We start from the raw sequence: 19,601 nt of genomic DNA, 5'->3' as shown, positions 1-19,601 counted from the left end.
AGACCAACATGGACAGTGGCCAAGCGTTATTCGATAAATTATGGCAAGACTATATTAACCGTCTTTGCCCATCGGCACATCAGGTACATGCCTTGCTCGAAGAAGGGCAGCCTTTAATCAATGATCATATTGCCTTGCGGACATTTGGTTTGCCCAAGGTTGGGCTTGAGGTCTTGGCGCGCCCCTTCCTGGCGCTAGGCTATCAGCAAAAAGGGGACTATACCTTTGAAGCGAAAAAGCTCAATGCCTGCCATTTCGAGCACCCCGATCCTTTGATGCCGAAAGTGTTTATCAGTGAATTGATGGTCGAGCAATGCTCGCCTGCGCTGCAAGCCATTGTTCACAAGCTGGTGGCACAAGTCGATGCGTCGTCACTAACAGGGAGCGATTTTCTTCATCAGGGGCGGCTTTGGGACATCGATAGCGCCACCTATCAAGCGCTTGCTGAGGAGAGTGAATACGCGTCCTGGGTAGCCGCGCACGGTTATGGCGCGAATCATTTCACAGTGAGTGTCAATCAGTTAAAGGCTCATGATCATTGCCAATCGGTTAATCAAAAGCTGCGAGACAATGGCTTTGCAATTAACGAAGCGGGTGGGGAAGTAAAAGGGGACGCATCCGTTTATCTGGAGCAATCCTCCACCATGGCTGACCGTGTCCCTGTTGTTTTCTCTGATGGCACGCAAACCATTCCAGGTGGGTTTTATGAGTTTGCTAAGCGTTATGTGTTGCCCAACGGTGAGTTGTACCAGGGGTTTGTTGCCGCTTCAGCGGATAAAATTTTTGAGAGCACGCACTAACAAATAGTGGATATAACGAGGCCTAAACGGTTAAGGAAGAGTTCGCTCTTCCTTTTTTTTGTTTTAAAAAGAAAAACCGACGCCAGGGCGTCGGTTGGGAATACAGAGAGCGCTGTGATTAGCGGGTACCGTATACCACGATGGTTTTACCATGGGCTGAAATAAGATTTTGCTCTTCCAGCATTTTAAGAATACGTCCCACGGTTTCACGCGAGCAGCCAACGATTTGGCCAATTTCTTGACGTGTGATCTTAATTTGCATGCCATCAGGGTGCGTCATGGCATCGGGTTGCTTCGCTAAATTCAACAAGGTTTGCGCAATACGGCCCGTGACGTCCAGGAAGGCAAGATCCCCCACTTTTTGGCTGGTCACTTGCAAACGGCGCGCCATTTGTGAGGACAAACGCATCAATATATCGGGGTTAACCTGGATCAGTTGGCGGAACTTTTTGAATGAGATTTCTGCCACTTCACAAGGAGACTTAGCCCGAACCCAAGCGGTACGCTCCTGATCATCTTCGAAAAGGCCTAGCTCACCGATGAAATCACCTTGGTTAAGATAAGACAGGATCATTTCCTTGCCTTCTTCATCTTTGATTAGAACGGCGACAGACCCTTTCACGATGTAATACAAGGTCTCCGCTTTTTCGCCTGCATGAATCAGCGTGCTTTTAGACGGATACTTGTGGATGTGACAATGTGAAAGGAACCACTCGAGTGTAGGGTCTGTTTGAGGTTTTCCTGGAACCATATAACTTATTTCCTCTGCATGTGTTGCCCGGCAACAACGTCCTATCTTTGTCTGAGGGGTAACCCACCAGATCTATGCACAGAATACGAAGTCTGGGCGCGGGCTACAAGCTCACTGTATGTTAACAAGAGTGTATCTTTTTTTGTTAGCAATTTCTTGATTTTGATCTAGGCCAACCGCCTAAAAATCTGGCAAAAACGTGGCTAAGATCACGGCTTGAGAAGTAATACACGATAGATGCGCTACGCCCTAGCCAATCTTGCCTTTTTCGATTAGCTGCTGAATCAATGGACGGATGATAAGTTCCATCGCAAAGCCCATCTTACCGCCTGGCACGACGAGTGTATTATGCCGTGACATAAAAGACCCCGTGATCATTTGCAGCAGATAAGGGAAGTCGACGTTTTTCATCCCTCGAAAGCGGATCACCACAAAGCTCTCATCCAACGAAGGAATGCCTTTGGCGTTCAGTGGGTTGGAGGTATCGACCGTCGGCACCCGTTGAAAGTTAATGTGAGTGCGTGAGAATTGCGGCGTAATATAATGCAAATAATCGTCCATCGACCGCACAATCGAGTCGGTGACCGCTTCGCGTGAGTGGCCCCTATCGCGGGTATCGCGGACAAACTTCTGAATCCACTCAAGGTTGACGATTGGGACCATACCAATCAATAGGTCGACATGTTGGGCGACATTGACCTCACCATCAACCACACCGCCGTGCAAGCCTTCGTAAAATAGTACGTTGGTATTGTCGGGTAAATCCTGCCATGGTGTGAAGGTCCCTGGCATTTGATTGTAGGGCACCGCTTCATCAAAGGTATGCAAGTAGCGGCGATATTTGCCTGTGCCGAGTTCACCGTACTCACGGAAAAACTGCTCTAATCGCGGAAAATCATTGGCGGTGGGGCCAAAGTAACTAATGTGCCGTCCTTGCTCACGTGCTTTACGGATCTCGACGTCCATTTCCGGTCGCGTAAAGCGATGGAAACTGTCCCCTTCTAGCCACGCCGCTTTGATGTTCATCATCTGGAACATCTTACGGAATGCTTCGGACGTGGTGGTGGTCCCTGCTCCTGAAGAGCCGGTGACCGCGATGATTGGATGTTTAGCCGACATGACGCGCCCTGTCATTCAGTCTGAATGTGTATCGCTGTTTATTGCGTACAGCGATGCTAAGATCTGAGTGCTTCTTTACGACGAATATCCACTGTCTCGTGCAACTCAGAATACACAATCACGGCGTCGCCGGATTGCAGTTGTTGGCGAACATCCGCCACTTTTTGTGCAAAGCTGACTTCCTGCTCACCATAATCGGTTCCTTCCCGTAACACAAAGTGCTCGATTAAACGAGTCAGTGTTTCCTCAGGGACCGATTGCCAAGGAACCATCATACTACATCACCTTTTGTTGATTTATGGCTGAGACGTTAGGGTGCTTGATGCTGATATTGTGAATCAGCTCGCATTTTACCCAATCATTCAACACAATGCAGTAGATCAATGTGCGTCGGTCTTTTTTGCTTTGCTCGTCCCTTTTTAACGGGACGAGCAAAGGCGTGAGGCTAACCAGTGAGGCACCGACTGCTCCAGCCAGAACTGTGGCTGGCGCCAACTGCCGGTAACAAAACCAACATGCCCACCATGCTCGCTCAGTTGATAGTCAATATTCGCGGGCAGAGGCGAGGTTGGGATTACTGCGTCGGTCATAAAGGGATCGTCTTTCGCATGGATAATCGCAAGTGGGACCGTAATAGCGTCAAGGACAGATAAACCACTACAGCTTTGATAGTAGTGTTGAGCATCGTCAAAGCCATGCAGCGGTGCGGTGACCGTTTGATCAAACTCGAACAGAGTTTTAATCTTTGGCCGCTCCCCAGCATGCCACCGGCCCACTTTTTGGTGTCGGGTAAGTTTTTCCGATAAGGTTTGTCGCATCGACCGTAGCAAATACGCTTGATAAACACGGGAAAACCCTTGTTGAATACGGGTCGAGCACGCCGCTAAATCGAGCGGGGGAGAAATAGCACAACCACAACTGACAATCGGATCATGCTGATAGTCGGCCAGGTAGCGCACCAACATGTTTCCTCCCAAAGAGACTCCCACAGCGGCAATCTCATTGTTCGGGTAGGTCTGGCGTAAATAGGTCAAAAATGCCCGAGCGTCCTCCGTTTCGCCGGAATGATAAGTCCGCGGCGCGCGATTAAGACGGCCACTGCAACCGCGAAAATGCATCACCACACCGCACCAGCCTTGCTGTTTAAAAGCGGCCAATAATCCATTGGCATAAGGGCTATCAAAGCTTCCTGCCAGGCCATGAAACAAGACAATAATAGGCTGTCCTACCTCGGGATGATGCGTCCATGCAAGATCGACAAAGTCACCGTCAGGCAGATCAAACGCTTGCCAAATAGGCGCAAAAAGCGGTTGCCGGCGCAGCAGGCGTGGCAGTAAGGTTTGCAGATGCGCATTACGGGCAGTTGGAATGGGATTAAAGGGTGTCATCATCGCATGCTCCATCCTCTTTTGCAGGCCGGTCTACCCGTAGTGGTGTATAGAGATTACGGGCAGAGGGGGATAGCTGGCGGCAATAATAGGCCAAGGGAGACGCGGCTTGTGTGAGCCAGGATTGACGATTAAGCACTTCAATCAAGTCTTGTTGCTGGAACTTTTCTAAACTGAGTTCAAAGTTGAGCATTTTTTTATATTGGCCGGTTCCCACGCGTGGCTTGAGATCGCGCCTTAGATGGCGATAAGCGATCAGCAAATGTTCAGACCGGCTCAAGGCGTGTTTAAGCTGGGTGAGGCTCTCGGGGCTAAGCCCGTAACCGTGGCTTTCAATCCAAGCGAGCAACAAAGCAAGGTTCACATTGCCTTGGTGCTCGTCTTGTAATTTAAGGCAGGCTTGTTTGACCTCTTGCTTAGCATAGTGGTGCAAACAAAACTGCCAAAGATCGGCGGCGTTTGCCATCCCAGGCGTTAGTGTTGGTTGAATGTCGCCTCCAGGGCTTCTAGCGCTTCTTGTTGCTCCATCCATTCTTGTTCCACCTCTTCGAGCGTCGACTTTGCATCGGCTTGGCGTTGCAATTGCTCCGTTAAACGGGCTTTGTTGTCACTCTGGTAAATAGCGGGATCCGCTAATTGGTTTTCTGCTTCTGCGATAATGGCAGAAAGTTGTTCGATCTTTGTGTCTAAACGGTCAATTTTTTTTCGTAGTGGCGCCGTTTGTTTTCGGCATTCGGCTTCACGACGCTTTTGTGCTTTTCGATCTAACTGCGTTTGCTGTGGGGCAAGTTTTTCGTCTGCGGCTTGCTTTTTGTTTTCCGCACGATCAGCGCGTTGTTGTTCGGTCAGCCAGCGGTGATAGTCGTCTAAGTCGCCATCAAAGGGCAGCACTGCGCCATTGTCCACCAAATACAAGTCATCGGCTGTCGCACGCAATAAAAAGCGATCGTGGCTGACGATCACCATCGCGCCATCATAGGATTGCAATGCGAGCGTTAACGCTTGGCGCATGTCGAGATCCAAATGGTTAGTCGGTTCATCTAACAGTAACAAGTTCGGTTTTTGCCAAACTAACAATGCAAGGACTAAACGTGCTTTTTCACCGCCAGAGAAAGGGCCAATGTTTTCCAACGCTTTGTCACCTTGAAAGCCAAACCGTCCGAGGAAATCACGCAGGGTTTGCTCGGCAGTGGTCGGTGCTAAGCGATTTAGATGCTGGAGCGGCGTTTCATCGATGCGTAAGGTATCGAGTTGATGCTGGGCAAAATAACCTATTTTCACCCCTTGAGAGTAGCTTAGCTCGCCAGCCATCGCCGGCAAATCGCCCGACAATAACTTGATCAGCGTTGATTTGCCTGCGCCGTTACGCCCTAACAGGCCAATGCGTGCCCCAGGCACTAAGTTAAGGCGAATGTTCTCGATAATTGGCGTTTTGTTATAGCCAGCGGCCACCTTATCCATCATAAGAATAGGAGTGGGCAATGCATCAGGGGGTAAAAAGGTAAAGCTAAACGGATTATCGTATTGAGCCGGTAGCACCTTTTCCATGCGTTCCAGCGCTTTTATCCGACTTTGCGCTTGGCGGGCTTTGCTGGCTTTGTATCGGAAACGGTCAATGTAGGATTGCATGTGAGCAACTTGCTTTTTTTGTTTCTCATATTGCGCTTGCTGTTGTGCTAACTTTTGCGCGCGCATGCCTTCAAAATCCGAGTAGTTACCGGTGTATTCATTCAGCTTGGCGTGCTCAATATGAATGATACGATTGACCACAGGATCAAGAAAATCACGGTCGTGTGAGATTAAGACCAAGGTTCCCGGGTACTGCTGCAACCATTTTTCTAGCCACATCACTGCGTCCAAATCGAGGTGGTTGGTGGGCTCGTCGAGTAGCAGTAAATCTGAGCGACATAACAAAGCTTGTGCCAAGTTAAGTCGCATGCGCCAGCCCCCAGAGAACTGCGTTAATGACCAATGGATTTGCGTCTGACTGAACCCCAAGCCATCCAGCAAGCTTGCGGCGCGCGCTTCTATGGTATAGCCGCCAATCGCATCGAGCTTATCGTGTAACAACGCCACTGCATTGCCATCATCGTTGGCTTCGGCGTTACGCAGCGCGTCTTGCAGCTCACGGTATTCGGTATCGCCATCAATCACATATTCCAGCGCACTTTTATCCAATGCGGGGGTTTCTTGTGCGACCCAAGCCACTTGCCATTGACTGGGGTAATCATAGTGCCCTGTATCAAGCGAAAGTTGGTGGCGTAGCAAGGCAAACAGGCTGGACTTGCCACAGCCATTTTTACCCACCAAGCCGACTTTGTCGCCGGGTGCGATGATGGCAGAGGTGTGGTCAAGCAGGGGCTTACCACCACGAAGCAATTGAATGTCGGAGAAGCGAATCATGATTACTCAGTCTGTCTTGGGTTGATGGATGCACGTTGCGCGGTCGTTATACCAGCTTGATGCGGAGATTGCCAAATTCCACCCCGTGGCGCGAGTGGTTAGACAGGGGGGTGGCCTTTTTGTATGTTAAAGTTAAAAACATGGCATAAAGAACAGATTGCGTGCTTGGCCAATCATAACGACAAGGAAGCGTATGCCTCAAGATAAGAAGGACAACCCACGCCCTCCCAAGGTGCTTGTTATTGTGGCGCATCCTGATCCGGATGAATCGGTCGCCAATCGCCGATTACTCGAATCGATACGCCCGCTGGCGAATGTCACTGTGCATGATATTTACGCCGCTTATCCGGATTTTGTGGTGGATGTCCATCACGAGCGTGCGTTGGTGACTGACGCCGATGTGTTGGTGTTTCAACACCCCCTACAGATGTACTCATGCCCGGCGTTATTGAAAGAGTGGATTGATGTGGTGCTCGGAAAAGGCTTTGCTCATGGGCAAGGGGGAGATGCGTTAGCGGGAAAAACATGTCGTTTTGTGGTCACCACAGGTGGAGCAGCAGAAGCGTTCAGTAAAATCGGCTACAACAAATATTCCATGGAGGAGTTATTGCAACCTTTTGAACTGACGGCGGCGTTATGCCGCATGCACTGGGTCTCACCTTTAGTTCTTCACTGGGCGCGCCGCGTCACCGATGCTGATCGCAATGCCTTTGCTGAACTCTATGCGGACTGGTTGGCTAACCCTTTAGCGAAGCAGGAGGCACATCGTGGATCATAGCTTTCTGCTCATTGCGTTTATCTTTTTATTGGCAGCCGTGATTGCGGTGCCTTTGGCGCAGCGTTTGGGTATGGGCTCGGTGCTTGGCTACTTGGTAGCAGGCATTGTGATTGGCCCTTGGGGGCTGGGTTTAATCGATGATGTCGACTCAACCCTGCATTTTGCCGAATTTGGTGTGGTGCTGCTGCTGTTTTTGATTGGCTTGGAGCTTAACCCTAAAAAGCTATTGAATATGTGGCGCCCCATTATCGGCCTTGGTGGTAGTCAAGTGGTGCTGACCGGGGTCGTGATAGGGGCATTAAGTGTCTTCGCTGGGCTCACGTTGCCACAAGGCGTGGTGATCGGGGCGGGGCTGGCACTTTCTTCTACCGCGATTGCGATGAAAATCATCGAAGACCAACGCTTAATGCGCAGCGAAACCGGACAATCTGGATTTGCCGTTTTATTATTTCAAGATATCGCCGTGATCCCGATACTGGCTGTGATCCCAGCGTTGGCCGGTGGCAGTGCAGGCAGTTGGTTTGATGTCCTCTGGATGTTTTTAGGCATTGGCGCTCTCTTGGCCGGCGGTCACTTTTTCTTGCGCCCTATTTTTCGTCTGATCGCGATGAGTGGCGTCACCGAGTTGTTTAATGTCACCGCGCTTGCCTTGGTCATCGGGATTGCATTGGCCATGCAAAGCCTTGGTCTATCGATGGCGCTGGGGGCGTTTTTAGCCGGGGTGTTGTTGGCTGAGAGTGAATACCGCCATGAGCTTGAGACGGCAATTGAGCCCTTTAAGGGTTTATTACTCGGGCTGTTTTTTATAGCGGTCGGGATGACGGTCGACTTAGGGCTTTTACTGGAATATCCCTGGGCGATCATCGGTGCCGTGGCTGCGTTAGTCGGTGGTAAAGCCTGCTTACTGTATGGACTGGCGCGTGCGTTTGGTGTCGCGCCCAAGGCGCGCAGTCAAATGGCGGTATTGCTCAGTCAGGGGGGAGAGTTTGCCTTTGTGATTTTCACTGCCGCGCGTAGCCAAGGGCTACTGGATAAAGAATTAAATGCCTTTTTGCTTGTGGTCGTGAGCTTGTCGATGATGACTACGCCGTTAATTCTCTCGCTCCAGCAGCGTTGGTTTGCGCGTACTTTTAACGAGCCTGAATCCTTGCCTCCGCAAGCGCCATTCACTGAGACTGACTCGCGAGTCATCATTGCCGGATTTGGTCGGTTTGGTCAGGTAGTCGGTCGATTGATGTTCGCCAATAAAATTGGGGTGACCATCCTGGAACGTGATCCGACTCAAATCAAGTTACTACGCCGCTATGGATACGAAGTGTATTATGGTGATGCTACGCAGCTCGATTTATTACGTGCCGCTGGTGCAAAGACGGCTGAAGCGATCGTGATTTGTACCGATTCGCCAGACGAAGTGATGGAGATTGTTGATCTTTGTGCCCATCACTTCCCTAATCTAAAAGTAATGGCGCGTGCGCGTAGTCGTGTCGAGGCGTATCAGTTGATGGCGCACGGTGTCGAGCAGTTTTCTCGGGAAACCTTTTTGGGCGCGCTGGATCTTGGGCGGCAAACGTTAGAGTCCCTAGGCATGCACCCGTACAAAGCGAAACGCGCAGAAATATTGTTCCGTAAACTCGACATGCGGGTGCTGGAAGATTTATTGCCTCAGCACAGTCAAGATGTCGCGACTGCATCACGAGTTAAAGAAGCGCGCAAAGAGCTGGAAGAAATTTTTGACCGAGAAATGCGCGGTGATAGTGAGCGGCATCAAAGTTGGAATCGAGACGAATAAGGTGTTGATGTGAAAAAACGTTTTATCGCAGGCGCTGCCTGTCCGTCGTGCCAACAACGCGATACATTGCGAGTGTGGCGTGAGAATAACATTGACAAAGTGGAATGTGTCAGCTGCGATTACCATGATAGTCGGTTACCGGAATCGGCACAACAGTCACACTCTGGCGCCGAGTCGGCAGAGAATGTCATTGGGATCTTTAAACCGGAGTAGGGGATCCGTTATCATCGGCAGTCCATTTACCTTCCGGTCTCGGAGCGAGCATGAAAATTGCAAAAGATGTGGTAGTCAGCCTGGCTTACCAAGTAAAAAATGAAGACGGTGCACTTGTTGATGAATCAACAGCACAAGAGCCTCTCCAATACCTACACGGTCATCGTAACTTGATCGTCGGACTTGAGAGCGCGCTGGAAGGCCGTGAAAAAGGCGAGAACTTTGAAGTGACTGTGGGCCCAGACGAAGCTTACGGTGATTACCAAGAAGCCATGGTACAACGTGTACCGGCTAACGTGTTCCAAGGCGTCGATCAAGTTGAAGTTGGTATGCGTTTTATGGCTGAAACCGACCAAGGCCAGATCCCAGTCGAAGTGACTGAGGTTGAAGGTGATGAAGTTGTTGTTGATGCCAACCACATGCTTGCAGGCCAAACCCTGTCCTTCTCAGTGGAAATCGTTGATGTGCGTGAAGCCACTGAAGACGAGCTTTCACACGGGCACATTCACCAAGACGGTGAAGAATGTGGCCACGACCACTAATCACGACGACAGATAAGTGGTAATGAGTACCATCGAATAAAAGGCGCCGTTTGGCGCCTTTTTTTTATTTGGCCGTCGTGACCGCGCGCTAATCGTCACGCATACGGTGTGGTTTCAATAATGCGGGGGGGGGGTTTCTTCAGCTTGGCTAGCAATATTCTCTGGCTCAACATGTTGGAGCTTGCTGACAAGGTACTGGATTTGGACCGTCATGCGCTCAATATCACCTTGTTGTCGCGTCAATGCGGTATTGAGCTGGTCGATCGTGTCTTCTTGAAACGCCACTTTGTACTCAAGATCATCAATTTGCTGTTGTAACTTATCTATCTCGCTCATATTGCTCTCTCGTTATTGCGCGTCGGTTAACCAAGCTTGGGCAATCCCGGCCGAGGTACCTGAAATAACACGTCCAGTTGGATCAATCGCTACATCATACACCACTGCGCTGGGTGGGCGAGTATCCGGCTGGGCCAATGCTTGCCAACGACCTATATTTTCACCCGTTTTCACATCCCACAATTCGACCCGTTGTGACGGTGAGCCGGTGGCTAGCAAGGTACCATCATCGGAAAACCGGGCACTGACATAAATGGCTTGGCGGGCAAAGATATCCAACTCACTGACTTTCTCGCCACTGGGTAGGGCCCAAATCACAGCGCGGTTGCCACCGTCAGAGACAAATGCGTACTTCCCCTCACGGTGCAAGGCGACTTGTTTCACTCGCCGGTCATAAGCAAAGTCATTGATGATCTGGCCAGACTGGGTATCCCAGAAGTAGGCATGATGGTCATTGCCACCTGAGAGCACATAGGCGCCGTTGGGGGAAATCGAGACTGCATTGATTTTATCGCGGTGGGCGAGGAACTCTAAGCGCCTTCCCGTGCCTAAGTCGATAAATAGTGCTTTTCCATTCGACAACGCTAGTACCAATTTTTCACCGTTATTACTGATCGCGGCATCGCGTATGATGCCTTCAGAAATGGACCATAACCCTTGAGCTTGGCTCCAGGCGAGGTCCCAGACGGCAAAGTTTTGTGCTGTTGTGGTAATGGCATAGCGCTTATTATCGGAAATATGACTAACAACGACCGGATTGGCGTCCGGATCTTGCGCACCGAGTTCGGCCAGTTGCTGATTAGTGACAAGATCCCACAGGACAATATCCGTTTCTTCAGACGCGATCAGGGCAAAACGGCCGTCACGACTGAGGCTAAAACTGGTCGCCCCTTCCGGATGGATTGACCAGCGCTGGGCTTCTTTGCCAGACTGCCAACAACCGGTTAAGCTGTTAATAACTATAAAAATGCAAATAATGTGGCGGATTTTGGGCATCATGCTTGAGTTCCAGTGTTTGCAGCCATATAACCACGAGTATATTGATAGAATCAGGCTTTCGCATTGTTGATGCGTCAGTAACAACCATACGAGGATTTATCCTTGTCATCAACGGAGTACCCAATGAAATCAGTAATGAAGATGTCGCTACTCGCGGCAACCGTTGCCTTTGCCGTCGGCTGTCAGCAAGACGACGCTAAAGTAGAGCAAACCAATCAAGCTGCCGAACAAGCGGAAGCAGCGTTTGCCAACGATGACGACAAAGCAGCCTACGCGATCGGTGCGTCTTTAGCCCAATACCTCAACGCTAACTTAGAGCAACAAGCAGACATCGGCTTAGAGCTTGATAAAGAGGTGGTACTTCAAGGGGTGCAAGATGTCTTTCAAGGGGAATCAAAACTGACCGATGAGCAAGCGCAAGCGGCATTGCAATCGCTTGATCAGCGCGTGACTAAACTGGCGCAACAGCAAGCCAAAGAGAAAGCAGAAGCCGCGATTTCGGAAGGTGAAAAATACCGTGCTGACTTTGCCCAGCAAGACGGCGTTAAAGAAACGGACTCTGGCTTACTTTACAAAGTGGATAGCATGGGTGAGGGCGATAAGCCAGCCGCAGAAGATACCGTGGTTGTTCACTACAAAGGCACCTTGACTGACGGTACCCAGTTCGATAGCTCCTACGATCGTGGTGAGCCAGCTACCTTCCCGCTTAACCGCGTGATTCCAGGCTGGACTGAAGGTGTGCAGCTAATGCCTGTTGGCTCTAAATTTACTTTTGTTGTGCCACCTGAGTTGGCTTACGGTGATCAAGATACCGCATCAATTCCTGCCAACTCAACCCTGGTGTTTGATGTTGAACTGCTTGAAATAAAAGACGATACCAAAAAAGACGCGGCGAGCGAAGGCTAAACGACAGCCTCGTCTGACTGTGTAATATCCGCCCCGGCATCGCCGGGGCTTTTTGCATTTTTAGGCTTAAATTCTGTTAAACTGTGCGCAGAGATATTTAGATTGACGGTCGAATAAGGATAGGCGTACGTGGTACCGACAGAAGGCTTTGGCGCGAACGTGATGACGGAAAATGAGCTCATTGAGTCTAATCCATTGAATCAACAAGACAGTGTTATTCTGCGGTCTTATGCGGCGGTAGTGGATGGGCTTGCGGCGCTGATCGGTGAACATTGTGAAATCGTGCTGCACGCATTAGACGATTTAAATAAATCAGCGATCAAGATCGCGAATGGTGAAAACACGGGTAGAAAAGTGGGATCGCCAATCACCGATCTTGCGCTGCGGATGTTGCGCGATATTGAAGGCTCAGAGCGTAATTTTTCACGGGCTTATTTTACCCGAGCGAAAAGTGGCACCTTGATGAAGTCGATCACGGTAGCGATTCGCAATGGGGATAATCGTATCATCGGGCTATTGTGTATCAACATTAATTTAGATGCGCCTTTTTCACAGGTACTACAAGCCTTCATTCCGGATGATCTCGCCAAACAAGCGGCCTCGTCGGTAAACTTTGCCAGTGACGTGGAAGAGCTGGTGGATCAAACCGTTGAACGGACAGTTGAAGAAGTCAATGCTGACAAAACGGTGTCTAATAACACTAAAAACCGTCAGATAGTCATGGCGCTCTATGACAAAGGGATTTTTGATATTAAAGATGCCATTCATCGTGTGGCATCTCGTCTCAATATCTCGAAACATACGGTCTATCTTTACGTTAGACAGCGCAAAACAGAAGAGATCGAATCATGAGTCTGCGTTATGTGTTAGTCGTGACTGAGCCAGCGTATGGATCACAGTTGGCACGTACCGCCTATCAGTTTGCCTGTGCAGCAATAAAGGCGGGGCACCAGGTGAGTAAAGTCTTCTTCTATCAAGAAGGTGTACTGAATGGCGTCGCAACCACAGTGCCTGCAAATGATGAATTTGATTTGGTGGAAGCGTGGCAGCGGTTGGCGCATGATCACGGTGTTGCGCTGGAAACTTGTGTTGCCGCGGCATTACGACGCGGGATTATCAGTGAGCAAGAAGCGACGCAGCATCAATTATCGACGGCGACCTTGGCAGAAGGATTCTCTCAGGCAGGCTTAGGCGCATTGGCTGACGCTTTGTTAACCGCTGACCGAGTGATGCAATTTTAAGAGGGATTCATGCAAATAGGGTTTGTATTTTCTACATCGCCCCACGGGTCGGCGAGCGGTCGAGAAGGGCTAGATGCGTTACTCGCTACCTCGGCGTTTTGCGATACCTTATCGGTTTTTTTTATTGGTGATGGGGTTCTACAACTTATAGCGGATCAGCAACCGCAACAGATCCTGAGCCGCGATTACATTGCCAGTTTTAAAATGCTACCGCTGTGTGACGTTGAGAACATCTATGTGTGCCGCGCTTCATTGGCATCTCGTGGGCTGGAGCACGCCGAGACCGTCTTACCCACTCAAGTTCTGGCACTTGAACAAGTCAAAAAGCGGTTGTCAGAGTGCGACCGTATACTACATTTTTAAGGAGTCGACGTGCTTCATATCGTGAAATCGTCTCCCTATCGTGACCAAGCGCTAACGTTGTGCTTAAACTACATCGATCAGGACAGTGTGATTGTACTAATCAGTGATGCGGTACTGGCGGGAGTAGATAACAGCGAGTGGGCGACGCGCTTATTTACCGGGAATCATGTTGTTTATTTGCTCAGTGATGATGTTCACGCTCGAGGACTCGGCGATAAGCTTCATCCCAGCGCGGTGATGATTGAGATGAACAAATTAGTGAGCTTGAGCGTCGAGCATGTCACGCAAATGACATGGTAATACCCTAGCCTGTATAGCGTGAAAACGCCCCCTGCGCGCTGCTTGAAAAACAAACAATGCAAAGATCTCTGTATAAATCTTGACACCCTATACCCCGACGCCTAAAATTTCGCGTCCCTGTTGTATTGGGGCTAGATTTTTCACACTTATACGTTAAGTAATATCAGGAGCTATTTAATGGCAACTATTAACCAGCTGGTCCGCAAACCACGCTTGAAGCAAGTTGCGAAAAGCAACGTGCCTGCGCTGGAAGCGTGTCCACAAAAACGTGGTGTATGTACTCGTGTTTACACTACTACTCCAAAGAAACCAAACTCCGCACTGCGTAAAGTATGCCGTGTACGTTTGACTAATGGCTTTGAAGTCACCTCATACATTGGTGGTGAAGGCCACAACCTGCAAGAGCACAGTGTTGTTCTGATCCGCGGCGGTCGTGTTAAAGACTTGCCGGGTGTGCGTTACCACACTGTTCGTGGCGCACTTGACTGTGCAGGCGTTAACGGCCGTAAACAAGGTCGTTCTAAGTACGGTGTGAAGCGTCCTAAGTCTTAATGGATTCCGTTAAGTAAGGCCAAACACTCAAACAATTGAATTTTGAAAAAACTGAAAAGTTTTGGATAAAACCTGAAGAAGACAACGGAGATAATCCATGCCACGTCGTCGCGTAATTGGTCAGCGTAAAATTCTTCCAGATCCTAAGTTCGGATCCGAATTGCTGGCAAAATTTGTAAACATCCTGATGGTTGACGGTAAGAAGTCAACTGCTGAAAAAATCGTTTATGGTGCTCTAGACATCATGGCTGAGCGTTCTGGTAAAGAGCACTTGGCTGTATTTGAACAAGCTCTTGAAAACGTACGCCCAGCGGTCGAGGTGAAATCTCGCCGTGTAGGTGGTTCAACTTACCAAGTGCCAGTAGAAGTACGTCCAGTGCGTCGTAATGCCCTGGCTATGCGTTGGTTGGTTGAAGCCGCTCGTAAGCGTGGTGAAAAATCTATGGCTCAGCGCCTAGCAAGCGAGATGCTAGACGCATCAGAAAACAAAGGTACTGCTGTTAAGAAACGTGAAGACGTTCACCGTATGGCAGACGCGAACAAAGCGTTCGCACATTACCGCTGGTAATGCCTTCATGGCGTGTTCCGTTCGGAGCACGCCAAACCCATTTTCTAAGGTTAACCTTAGCAAGAGGATACTATTGTGGCTCGTAAAACCCCTATCGAGCACTACCGTAACATCGGTATTTGTGCTCACGTAGACGCCGGTAAAACCACGACTACCGAGCGGATCCTGTTTTACACAGGTCTGTCACACAAAATCGGTGAAGTACACGACGGTGCCGCGACCATGGATTGGATGTCGCAAGAACAAGAGCGTGGTATCACTATTACCTCTGCGGCGACCACCACTTTCTGGGCCGGTTCTGATCAGCAGTTTAAACAGCACCGTGTAAACATCATCGACACCCCTGGACACGTTGACTTCACCATCGAAGTTGAGCGTTCGTTGCGTGTGCTGGATGGTGCTGTGGTTGTATTCTGTGGTTCATCAGGTGTTGAGCCTCAGTCTGAGACCGTATGGCGTCAGGCTGACAAGTACGAAGTACCGCGTATGGTATTCGTCAACAAGATGGACCGTGCGGGCGCTGACTTCCTGCGCGTTGTTGATCAAATCAAAAACCGCCTTGGTGCACACCCTGTGCCAATTCACTTGAACATCGGTGCAGAAGACCAGTTCAAGGGCGTTATCGATCTGATCAAAATGAAAGCGATCAACTGGAATGAAGAAGACATGGGTATGACGTATACCTATGAAGAAATTCCAGACGATCTGAAAGAGCAAGCAGAAGAGTGGCACAACTTCCTGGTTGAGTCTGCTGCTGAAGCGTCTGAAGAACTGATGGACAAATACCTTGAAGAAGGCGAATTGTCCGAAGAAGAAATCAAGAAAGCGCTACGTCAGCGCACCCTTGATAACGAGATTGTTCTAGCTACCTGTGGTTCGGCGTTTAAAAACAAAGGCGTTCAGGCGGTACTGGATGCGGTTATCGAATACTTGCCTTCACCGATCGACGTTAAAGCGATCAAAGGTGAAGACGAAGACGGTAATCCAATTGAGCGTCATGCAGACGATAAAGAACCGTTCTCTGCGTTGGCATTCAAAATTGCAACTGACCCATTCGTAGGTACGCTGACCTTTATGCGTGTTTACTCTGGTGTAGTGAACTCTGGTGACAGTGTATACAACTCAGTGAAGCAAAAGCGTGAGCGCTTGGGCCGTATCGTACAGATGCACTCGAACAAGCGTGAAGAGATCAAAGAAATCCGCGCCGGTGATATCGCTGCAGGTGTTGGTCTCAAAGACGTGACCACGGGTGATACGCTGTGTGCGATGGATTCAAAAGTTATCCTTGAGCGCATGGAGTTCCCAGATCCTGTTATCCAGATCGCGGTTGAGCCTAAGTCTAAAGCAGACCAAGAGAAAATGGGTATCGCGCTGGGTAAACTAGCGGCAGAAGATCCGTCTTTCCGCGTTGAGTCTGACGAAGAGTCTGGCCAGACCCTGATCTCGGGTATGGGTGAGCTTCACCTAGACATCATCGTTGACCGTATGCGTCGCGAATTTAACGTTGAGTGTAACGTTGGTAAGCCTCAGGTTGCTTATCGCGAAACCATCCGTGGTAGCACCAAAGTTGAAGGTAAATTCGTGAAGCAGTCTGGTGGTCGTGGTCAATTCGGTCACGTATGGCTGAAGATCGAACCTTCAGAGCCAAACGAAGGCTTCGTCTTTGTTGACGAAATCGTCGGTGGTGTGGTTCCACGCGAATACATCGGTGCGGTATCAAAAGGTATCGAAGAGCAAATGAAAAACGGTGTACTCGCCGGTTATCCAGTGCTCGACGTTAAAGCGACCTTGTTCGATGGTTCTTACCACGATGTTGACTCCAACGAAATGGCGTTTAAGATCGCTGCATCAATGGCATTCAAGAAAGGTGCACACGACGCGCAACCTGTTATGCTTGAACCAATGATGAAGGTTGAAGTAACCACGCCAGAAGAGTGGATGGGTGACGTTGTCGGTGACTTGAACCGTCGTCGTGGCCTGATTGGCGGTATGGACGAAGGCCCAGCGGGTCTGAAGATCGTACGTGCCCAAGTGCCACTGTCTGAAATGTTCGGTTACGCTACAGACCTACGTAGTGCAACACAAGGCCGTGCGTCATACTCGATGGAATTCAGCGAGTATGGTGAAGTGCCGAAGAACATTGCTGATGCTCTAATTGCTGAGCGTAGCTAATTATTTTGGTCCTGATGCCGGTGCGATCACCGGCATCAAACACTGACTTCTGAGTTATTAGGCAAAGCCCCTTAACTCACAACTAGGAAGGAAGACGATCGTGTCTAAAGAAAAATTTGAACGTACGAAAACGCACGTTAACGTTGGTACTATCGGCCACGTTGACCATGGTAAAACTACGCTGACTGCAGCTATCTGTACTGTACTTGCAAAAGTATACGGCGGTGCTGCGCGTGATTTCGCGTCAATCGATAATGCGCCAGAAGAGCGTGATCGTGGTATCACCATCGCAACGTCTCACGTTGAGTACGATACGCCAAACCGTCACTACGCACACGTTGACTGCCCAGGACACGCTGACTATGTGAAAAACATGATCACCGGTGCGGCGCAAATGGACGGTGGTATCCTGGTTGTTGCGGCAACTGATGGCCCAATGCCACAGACCCGTGAGCACATCCTACTAGGTCGTCAGGTTGGTATTCCAAACATCATCGTGTTCATGAACAAATGTGACATGGTTGATGACGAAGAGCTGCTTGAGCTGGTTGAAATGGAAGTTCGTGAGCTACTTTCAGAGTATGACTTCCCAGGTGACGACTGCCCAGTGATTCAAGGTTCTGCACTTGGTGCATTGAACGGTGAAGAGCAGTGGGAGCAGAAGATTGTTGAACTTGCTGAAGCCCTGGATTCTTACATCCCTGAGCCAGAGCGTGCGATCGACAAGCCGTTCATCCTGCCAATCGAAGACGTATTCTCAATCCAAGGCCGTGGTACTGTTGTAACCGGTCGTGTTGAGCAAGGCATCATCACCGTAGGTGACGACGTTGAAATCGTAGGCATGAAAGACACCACCAAGACCACTTGTACTGGTGTTGAAATGTTCCGTAAGCTTCTAGACGAAGGCCGTGCGGGTGAGAACGTTGGTGTTCTTCTGCGTGGTACTAAGCGTGACGAAGTTGAGCGTGGTCAAGTACTGGCGAAGCCTGGTTCAATCACTCCGCACACCAAGTTCGAATCAGAAGTATACGTACTAGGTAAAGACGAAGGCGGCCGTCATACGCCGTTCTTCAAAGGTTATCGTCCACAGTTCTACTTCCGTACAACTGACGTGACCGGTACTATCGAACTGCCAGAAGGCGTTGAGATGGTTATGCCTGGTGACAACATCAAGATGGTTGTTGAGCTGATCGCACCTATCGCGATGGACGAAGGTCTACGCTTCGCTATCCGTGAAGGTGGCCGTACTGTAGGTGCGGGTGTTGTTGCTAACATCATCGCTTAATTTGATAGACATCTAGTCTTATCAATAGAAGGGAGCGCATTGCGCTCCTTTTTTTTTCCTCTTTAATCGCCCGATACAGATATAAATAAGTCTTTCATCAATAACCAAGCGTTATATAAAAACCCTTTACCTTAAACGCAATGCAAACTATTCTCGTTATAGTTCATTTTTTTGAGATGACTGAGATGTTAGTTTGTATTTGTCACAGCGTATCAGATAAAACCATTAAGCATTGGGTGCGCCAGCAAGGCGTCACCAGTATTCGCGAACTTCGTCAACTGACGCCTCTTGGATCTCAATGTGGTAAATGTGTGCGCCACGCTAAAGAGGTTATATACAACGAGAGTCAGCTGATCACATTGCAAAAAGCGAGCTAATAAGCGGTCAATATTTGACAGCCTCCTTATGGGTTCTACATTTGTAAAGTAGAACCCATAAGGAGGCTATTGCCATGAAAGGCGATCCAAAATCTATAGCGTTTCTCAACACGGTACTTGGCAATGAACTTGTTGCTATTAATCAGTACTTTCTTCATGCGCGCATGCTTAAAGACTGGGGGTTAAAAGTCATCGCGGATAAAGAGTATGAAGAGTCGATCGATGAGATGAAGCATGCCGACAAGCTGATTGAAAGAATATTATTTCTTGAGGGCACCCCGAACCTCCAAGATCTTGGCAAACTGAGAATTGGCGAAGATACGCAAGAAATCTTTGAATGTGATTTGGCGATTGAAATGCAAGCCCATGAGGATTTAAAAGAGGCCATTGCTTACACAGAGAGCATCAGAGATTTTGTCTCTCGTGATCTGTTTCAATACATTCTTGATGACGAAGAAGAGCATATCGATTGGTTAGAGACCCAGATTGGCTTAATTGATAAGGTCGGCATCGCCAACTATAATCAAGCTCAGATCATCGAAGATGCCAGCGAAAAAGGTTAGGTTAAAACAGTCATCCCGCCTTGATGATGAAAAACGTGCCAGAGAGGCGCGTTTTTTTATGGCGTGTTTTTGACCAACGCTTGCAAAGCCATTGCGTATCGGTATAATGCCCGTCACTGCTTAAGTCATTGCGACTTCCGACGCAGTTGTGAACCA

At 49.3% G+C, this 19,601-nt stretch carries 24 protein-coding genes; 16 read left to right on the top strand and 8 right to left on the bottom strand.

The annotated features are described in order from the left end of the window. Positions 1-8 precede the first annotated feature (8 nt). Positions 9-800 (top strand): DUF1338 domain-containing protein, encoded by a 792-nt coding sequence (locus BZG78_RS02660; RefSeq protein WP_077646906.1) that lies wholly within the window; start codon positions 9-11, stop codon positions 798-800. Positions 801-918: 118 nt separating this feature from the next. Here BZG78_RS02660 and crp read toward each other — a convergent pair whose 3' ends face one another. From crp to BZG78_RS02630, 6 genes are all read right to left on the bottom strand, one after another. Beyond that, a complete protein-coding gene (gene crp / locus BZG78_RS02655; RefSeq protein WP_025673251.1) occupies positions 919-1,551 on the bottom strand; it encodes a cAMP-activated global transcriptional regulator CRP in 633 nt (210 codons plus the stop codon). A gap of 249 nt (positions 1,552-1,800) precedes the next feature. Then, positions 1,801-2,670 carry a phosphoribulokinase gene (locus BZG78_RS02650; RefSeq protein ID WP_025744265.1) on the bottom strand — a complete coding sequence of 290 codons (870 nt, stop codon included), beginning with the start codon at positions 2,668-2,670 and terminating at the stop codon, positions 1,801-1,803. 56 nt (positions 2,671-2,726) lie between these two features. Beyond that, the gene (locus BZG78_RS02645; RefSeq protein WP_025744266.1) at positions 2,727-2,945 is read right to left on the bottom strand and encodes a YheU family protein; all 219 of its coding nucleotides are present in this window, start codon (positions 2,943-2,945) and stop codon (positions 2,727-2,729) included. A gap of 144 nt (positions 2,946-3,089) precedes the next feature. Then, complete coding sequence (locus BZG78_RS02640; protein ID WP_101494534.1) at positions 3,090-4,058, bottom strand: hydrolase; 969 nt, start codon at positions 4,056-4,058, stop codon at positions 3,090-3,092. Continuing rightward, the gene (locus tag BZG78_RS02635) at positions 4,045-4,524 is read right to left on the bottom strand and encodes a TIGR02444 family protein (RefSeq protein WP_108743347.1); all 480 of its coding nucleotides are present in this window, start codon (positions 4,522-4,524) and stop codon (positions 4,045-4,047) included. The genes BZG78_RS02640 and BZG78_RS02635 overlap by 14 nt, the downstream gene beginning before the upstream one ends. An 8-nt stretch (positions 4,525-4,532) precedes the next feature. After that, positions 4,533-6,461, bottom strand: a complete 1,929-nt coding sequence (locus BZG78_RS02630) for an ABC transporter ATP-binding protein (RefSeq protein WP_077660308.1) — start codon at positions 6,459-6,461, stop codon at positions 4,533-4,535. Positions 6,462-6,654: 193 nt separating this feature from the next. On the opposite strand from BZG78_RS02630, the gene kefG reads away from it, so the two are divergent. From kefG to slyD, 4 genes are read left to right on the top strand one after another with little or no spacing between them, the layout of a single operon-like run. Further along, positions 6,655-7,239, top strand: a complete 585-nt coding sequence (gene kefG / locus BZG78_RS02625) for a glutathione-regulated potassium-efflux system ancillary protein KefG (protein WP_077660307.1) — start codon at positions 6,655-6,657, stop codon at positions 7,237-7,239. Beyond that, complete coding sequence (gene kefB, locus BZG78_RS02620) at positions 7,229-9,028, top strand: glutathione-regulated potassium-efflux system protein KefB (RefSeq protein ID WP_077660306.1); 1,800 nt, start codon at positions 7,229-7,231, stop codon at positions 9,026-9,028. Before kefG ends, kefB begins: the two co-directional genes overlap by 11 nt. A gap of 9 nt (positions 9,029-9,037) precedes the next feature. Beyond that, a complete protein-coding gene (locus BZG78_RS02615) occupies positions 9,038-9,241 on the top strand; it encodes a YheV family putative zinc ribbon protein (RefSeq protein WP_025744269.1) in 204 nt (67 codons plus the stop codon). 50 nt (positions 9,242-9,291) lie between these two features. Beyond that, complete coding sequence (gene slyD, locus BZG78_RS02610; RefSeq protein WP_077660305.1) at positions 9,292-9,783, top strand: peptidylprolyl isomerase; 492 nt, start codon at positions 9,292-9,294, stop codon at positions 9,781-9,783. A 114-nt stretch (positions 9,784-9,897) separates the two neighbouring features. Here slyD and BZG78_RS02605 read toward each other — a convergent pair whose 3' ends face one another. Both BZG78_RS02605 and BZG78_RS02600 read right to left on the bottom strand, forming a co-directional pair. Next, a complete protein-coding gene (locus BZG78_RS02605; RefSeq protein ID WP_025744270.1) occupies positions 9,898-10,119 on the bottom strand; it encodes a SlyX family protein in 222 nt (73 codons plus the stop codon). Between the two features lie 12 nt (positions 10,120-10,131). After that, entirely contained in the window at positions 10,132-11,115 is a 984-nt protein-coding gene (locus BZG78_RS02600) for a hypothetical protein (RefSeq protein ID WP_077660411.1), read from the bottom strand. Between the two features lie 126 nt (positions 11,116-11,241). Here BZG78_RS02600 and fkpA point away from each other — a divergent pair, with 126 nt between their 5' ends. The 11 genes from fkpA to bfr all read left to right on the top strand — a co-directional run bounded on the left by fkpA (position 11,242) and on the right by bfr (position 19,445). Further along, positions 11,242-12,024: an FKBP-type peptidyl-prolyl cis-trans isomerase gene (fkpA, locus tag BZG78_RS02595; RefSeq protein ID WP_077660304.1), complete on the top strand. Its 783-nt coding sequence runs from the start codon at positions 11,242-11,244 to the stop codon at positions 12,022-12,024. 129 nt (positions 12,025-12,153) lie between these two features. Next, positions 12,154-12,876, top strand: a complete 723-nt coding sequence (locus BZG78_RS02590) for a transcriptional regulator (RefSeq protein WP_025744272.1) — start codon at positions 12,154-12,156, stop codon at positions 12,874-12,876. Beyond that, positions 12,873-13,265: a sulfurtransferase complex subunit TusD gene (gene tusD / locus BZG78_RS02585; protein ID WP_077660303.1), complete on the top strand. Its 393-nt coding sequence runs from the start codon at positions 12,873-12,875 to the stop codon at positions 13,263-13,265. The genes BZG78_RS02590 and tusD overlap by 4 nt, the downstream gene beginning before the upstream one ends. A gap of 9 nt (positions 13,266-13,274) precedes the next feature. Continuing rightward, entirely contained in the window at positions 13,275-13,628 is a 354-nt protein-coding gene (gene tusC, locus BZG78_RS02580; protein WP_077660302.1) for a sulfurtransferase complex subunit TusC, read from the top strand. A gap of 9 nt (positions 13,629-13,637) precedes the next feature. Then, positions 13,638-13,928 carry a sulfurtransferase complex subunit TusB gene (gene tusB / locus BZG78_RS02575; RefSeq protein WP_025744275.1) on the top strand — a complete coding sequence of 97 codons (291 nt, stop codon included), beginning with the start codon at positions 13,638-13,640 and terminating at the stop codon, positions 13,926-13,928. A gap of 177 nt (positions 13,929-14,105) precedes the next feature. Further along, positions 14,106-14,480, top strand: coding sequence for a 30S ribosomal protein S12 (rpsL, locus tag BZG78_RS02570; RefSeq protein ID WP_025673238.1), 375 nt, complete (start codon positions 14,106-14,108; stop codon positions 14,478-14,480). A gap of 97 nt (positions 14,481-14,577) precedes the next feature. Next, positions 14,578-15,048, top strand: coding sequence for a 30S ribosomal protein S7 (gene rpsG, locus BZG78_RS02565; RefSeq protein WP_025673237.1), 471 nt, complete (start codon positions 14,578-14,580; stop codon positions 15,046-15,048). Positions 15,049-15,123: 75 nt separating this feature from the next. Further along, on the top strand, positions 15,124-17,220 hold the full coding sequence (gene fusA, locus BZG78_RS02560) for an elongation factor G (RefSeq protein WP_025744278.1): 2,097 nt from the start codon (positions 15,124-15,126) through the stop codon (positions 17,218-17,220). A gap of 100 nt (positions 17,221-17,320) precedes the next feature. Further along, positions 17,321-18,505: an elongation factor Tu gene (gene tuf, locus BZG78_RS02555; RefSeq protein ID WP_021024460.1), complete on the top strand. Its 1,185-nt coding sequence runs from the start codon at positions 17,321-17,323 to the stop codon at positions 18,503-18,505. Between the two features lie 185 nt (positions 18,506-18,690). Beyond that, positions 18,691-18,882, top strand: coding sequence for a bacterioferritin-associated ferredoxin (gene bfd, locus BZG78_RS02550; protein WP_021024461.1), 192 nt, complete (start codon positions 18,691-18,693; stop codon positions 18,880-18,882). Between the two features lie 74 nt (positions 18,883-18,956). Next, on the top strand, positions 18,957-19,445 hold the full coding sequence (gene bfr / locus BZG78_RS02545) for a bacterioferritin (protein WP_021024462.1): 489 nt from the start codon (positions 18,957-18,959) through the stop codon (positions 19,443-19,445). Positions 19,446-19,601 lie beyond the last annotated feature (156 nt).

Origin of the sequence: Salinivibrio sp. MA351 (genome assembly GCF_001996065.1) — a bacterium.
Classification (GTDB): domain Bacteria; phylum Pseudomonadota; class Gammaproteobacteria; order Enterobacterales; family Vibrionaceae; genus Salinivibrio; species Salinivibrio costicola.
Note: the sequence above shows the minus strand (reverse complement) of the source record. Positions and strands in the feature narration are given on the sequence as shown.

What these genes read in the sequence shown, in the direction of transcription:
- rpsG (WP_025673237.1), top strand. Translation starts at nt 14,578, where the DNA reads ATGCCACGTCGTCGCGTAATTGGTCAGCGTAAAATTCTTCCAGATCCT.
- fkpA (WP_077660304.1), top strand. Translation starts at nt 11,242, where the DNA reads ATGAAATCAGTAATGAAGATGTCGCTACTCGCGGCAACCGTTGCCTTT.
- BZG78_RS02640 (WP_101494534.1), bottom strand. Translation starts at nt 4,058, where the DNA reads ATGACACCCTTTAATCCCATTCCAACTGCCCGTAATGCGCATCTGCAA.
- BZG78_RS02635 (WP_108743347.1), bottom strand. Translation starts at nt 4,524, where the DNA reads ATGGCAAACGCCGCCGATCTTTGGCAGTTTTGTTTGCACCACTATGCT.
- BZG78_RS02660 (WP_077646906.1), top strand. Translation starts at nt 9, where the DNA reads ATGGACAGTGGCCAAGCGTTATTCGATAAATTATGGCAAGACTATATT.
- BZG78_RS02600 (WP_077660411.1), bottom strand. Translation starts at nt 11,115, where the DNA reads ATGCCCAAAATCCGCCACATTATTTGCATTTTTATAGTTATTAACAGC.
- bfr (WP_021024462.1), top strand. Translation starts at nt 18,957, where the DNA reads ATGAAAGGCGATCCAAAATCTATAGCGTTTCTCAACACGGTACTTGGC.
- crp (WP_025673251.1), bottom strand. Translation starts at nt 1,551, where the DNA reads ATGGTTCCAGGAAAACCTCAAACAGACCCTACACTCGAGTGGTTCCTT.
- BZG78_RS02605 (WP_025744270.1), bottom strand. Translation starts at nt 10,119, where the DNA reads ATGAGCGAGATAGATAAGTTACAACAGCAAATTGATGATCTTGAGTAC.
- tusD (WP_077660303.1), top strand. Translation starts at nt 12,873, where the DNA reads ATGAGTCTGCGTTATGTGTTAGTCGTGACTGAGCCAGCGTATGGATCA.
- kefG (WP_077660307.1), top strand. Translation starts at nt 6,655, where the DNA reads ATGCCTCAAGATAAGAAGGACAACCCACGCCCTCCCAAGGTGCTTGTT.
- BZG78_RS02645 (WP_025744266.1), bottom strand. Translation starts at nt 2,945, where the DNA reads ATGATGGTTCCTTGGCAATCGGTCCCTGAGGAAACACTGACTCGTTTA.
- tusC (WP_077660302.1), top strand. Translation starts at nt 13,275, where the DNA reads ATGCAAATAGGGTTTGTATTTTCTACATCGCCCCACGGGTCGGCGAGC.
- BZG78_RS02650 (WP_025744265.1), bottom strand. Translation starts at nt 2,670, where the DNA reads ATGTCGGCTAAACATCCAATCATCGCGGTCACCGGCTCTTCAGGAGCA.
- slyD (WP_077660305.1), top strand. Translation starts at nt 9,292, where the DNA reads ATGAAAATTGCAAAAGATGTGGTAGTCAGCCTGGCTTACCAAGTAAAA.
- BZG78_RS02630 (WP_077660308.1), bottom strand. Translation starts at nt 6,461, where the DNA reads ATGATTCGCTTCTCCGACATTCAATTGCTTCGTGGTGGTAAGCCCCTG.
- rpsL (WP_025673238.1), top strand. Translation starts at nt 14,106, where the DNA reads ATGGCAACTATTAACCAGCTGGTCCGCAAACCACGCTTGAAGCAAGTT.
- bfd (WP_021024461.1), top strand. Translation starts at nt 18,691, where the DNA reads ATGTTAGTTTGTATTTGTCACAGCGTATCAGATAAAACCATTAAGCAT.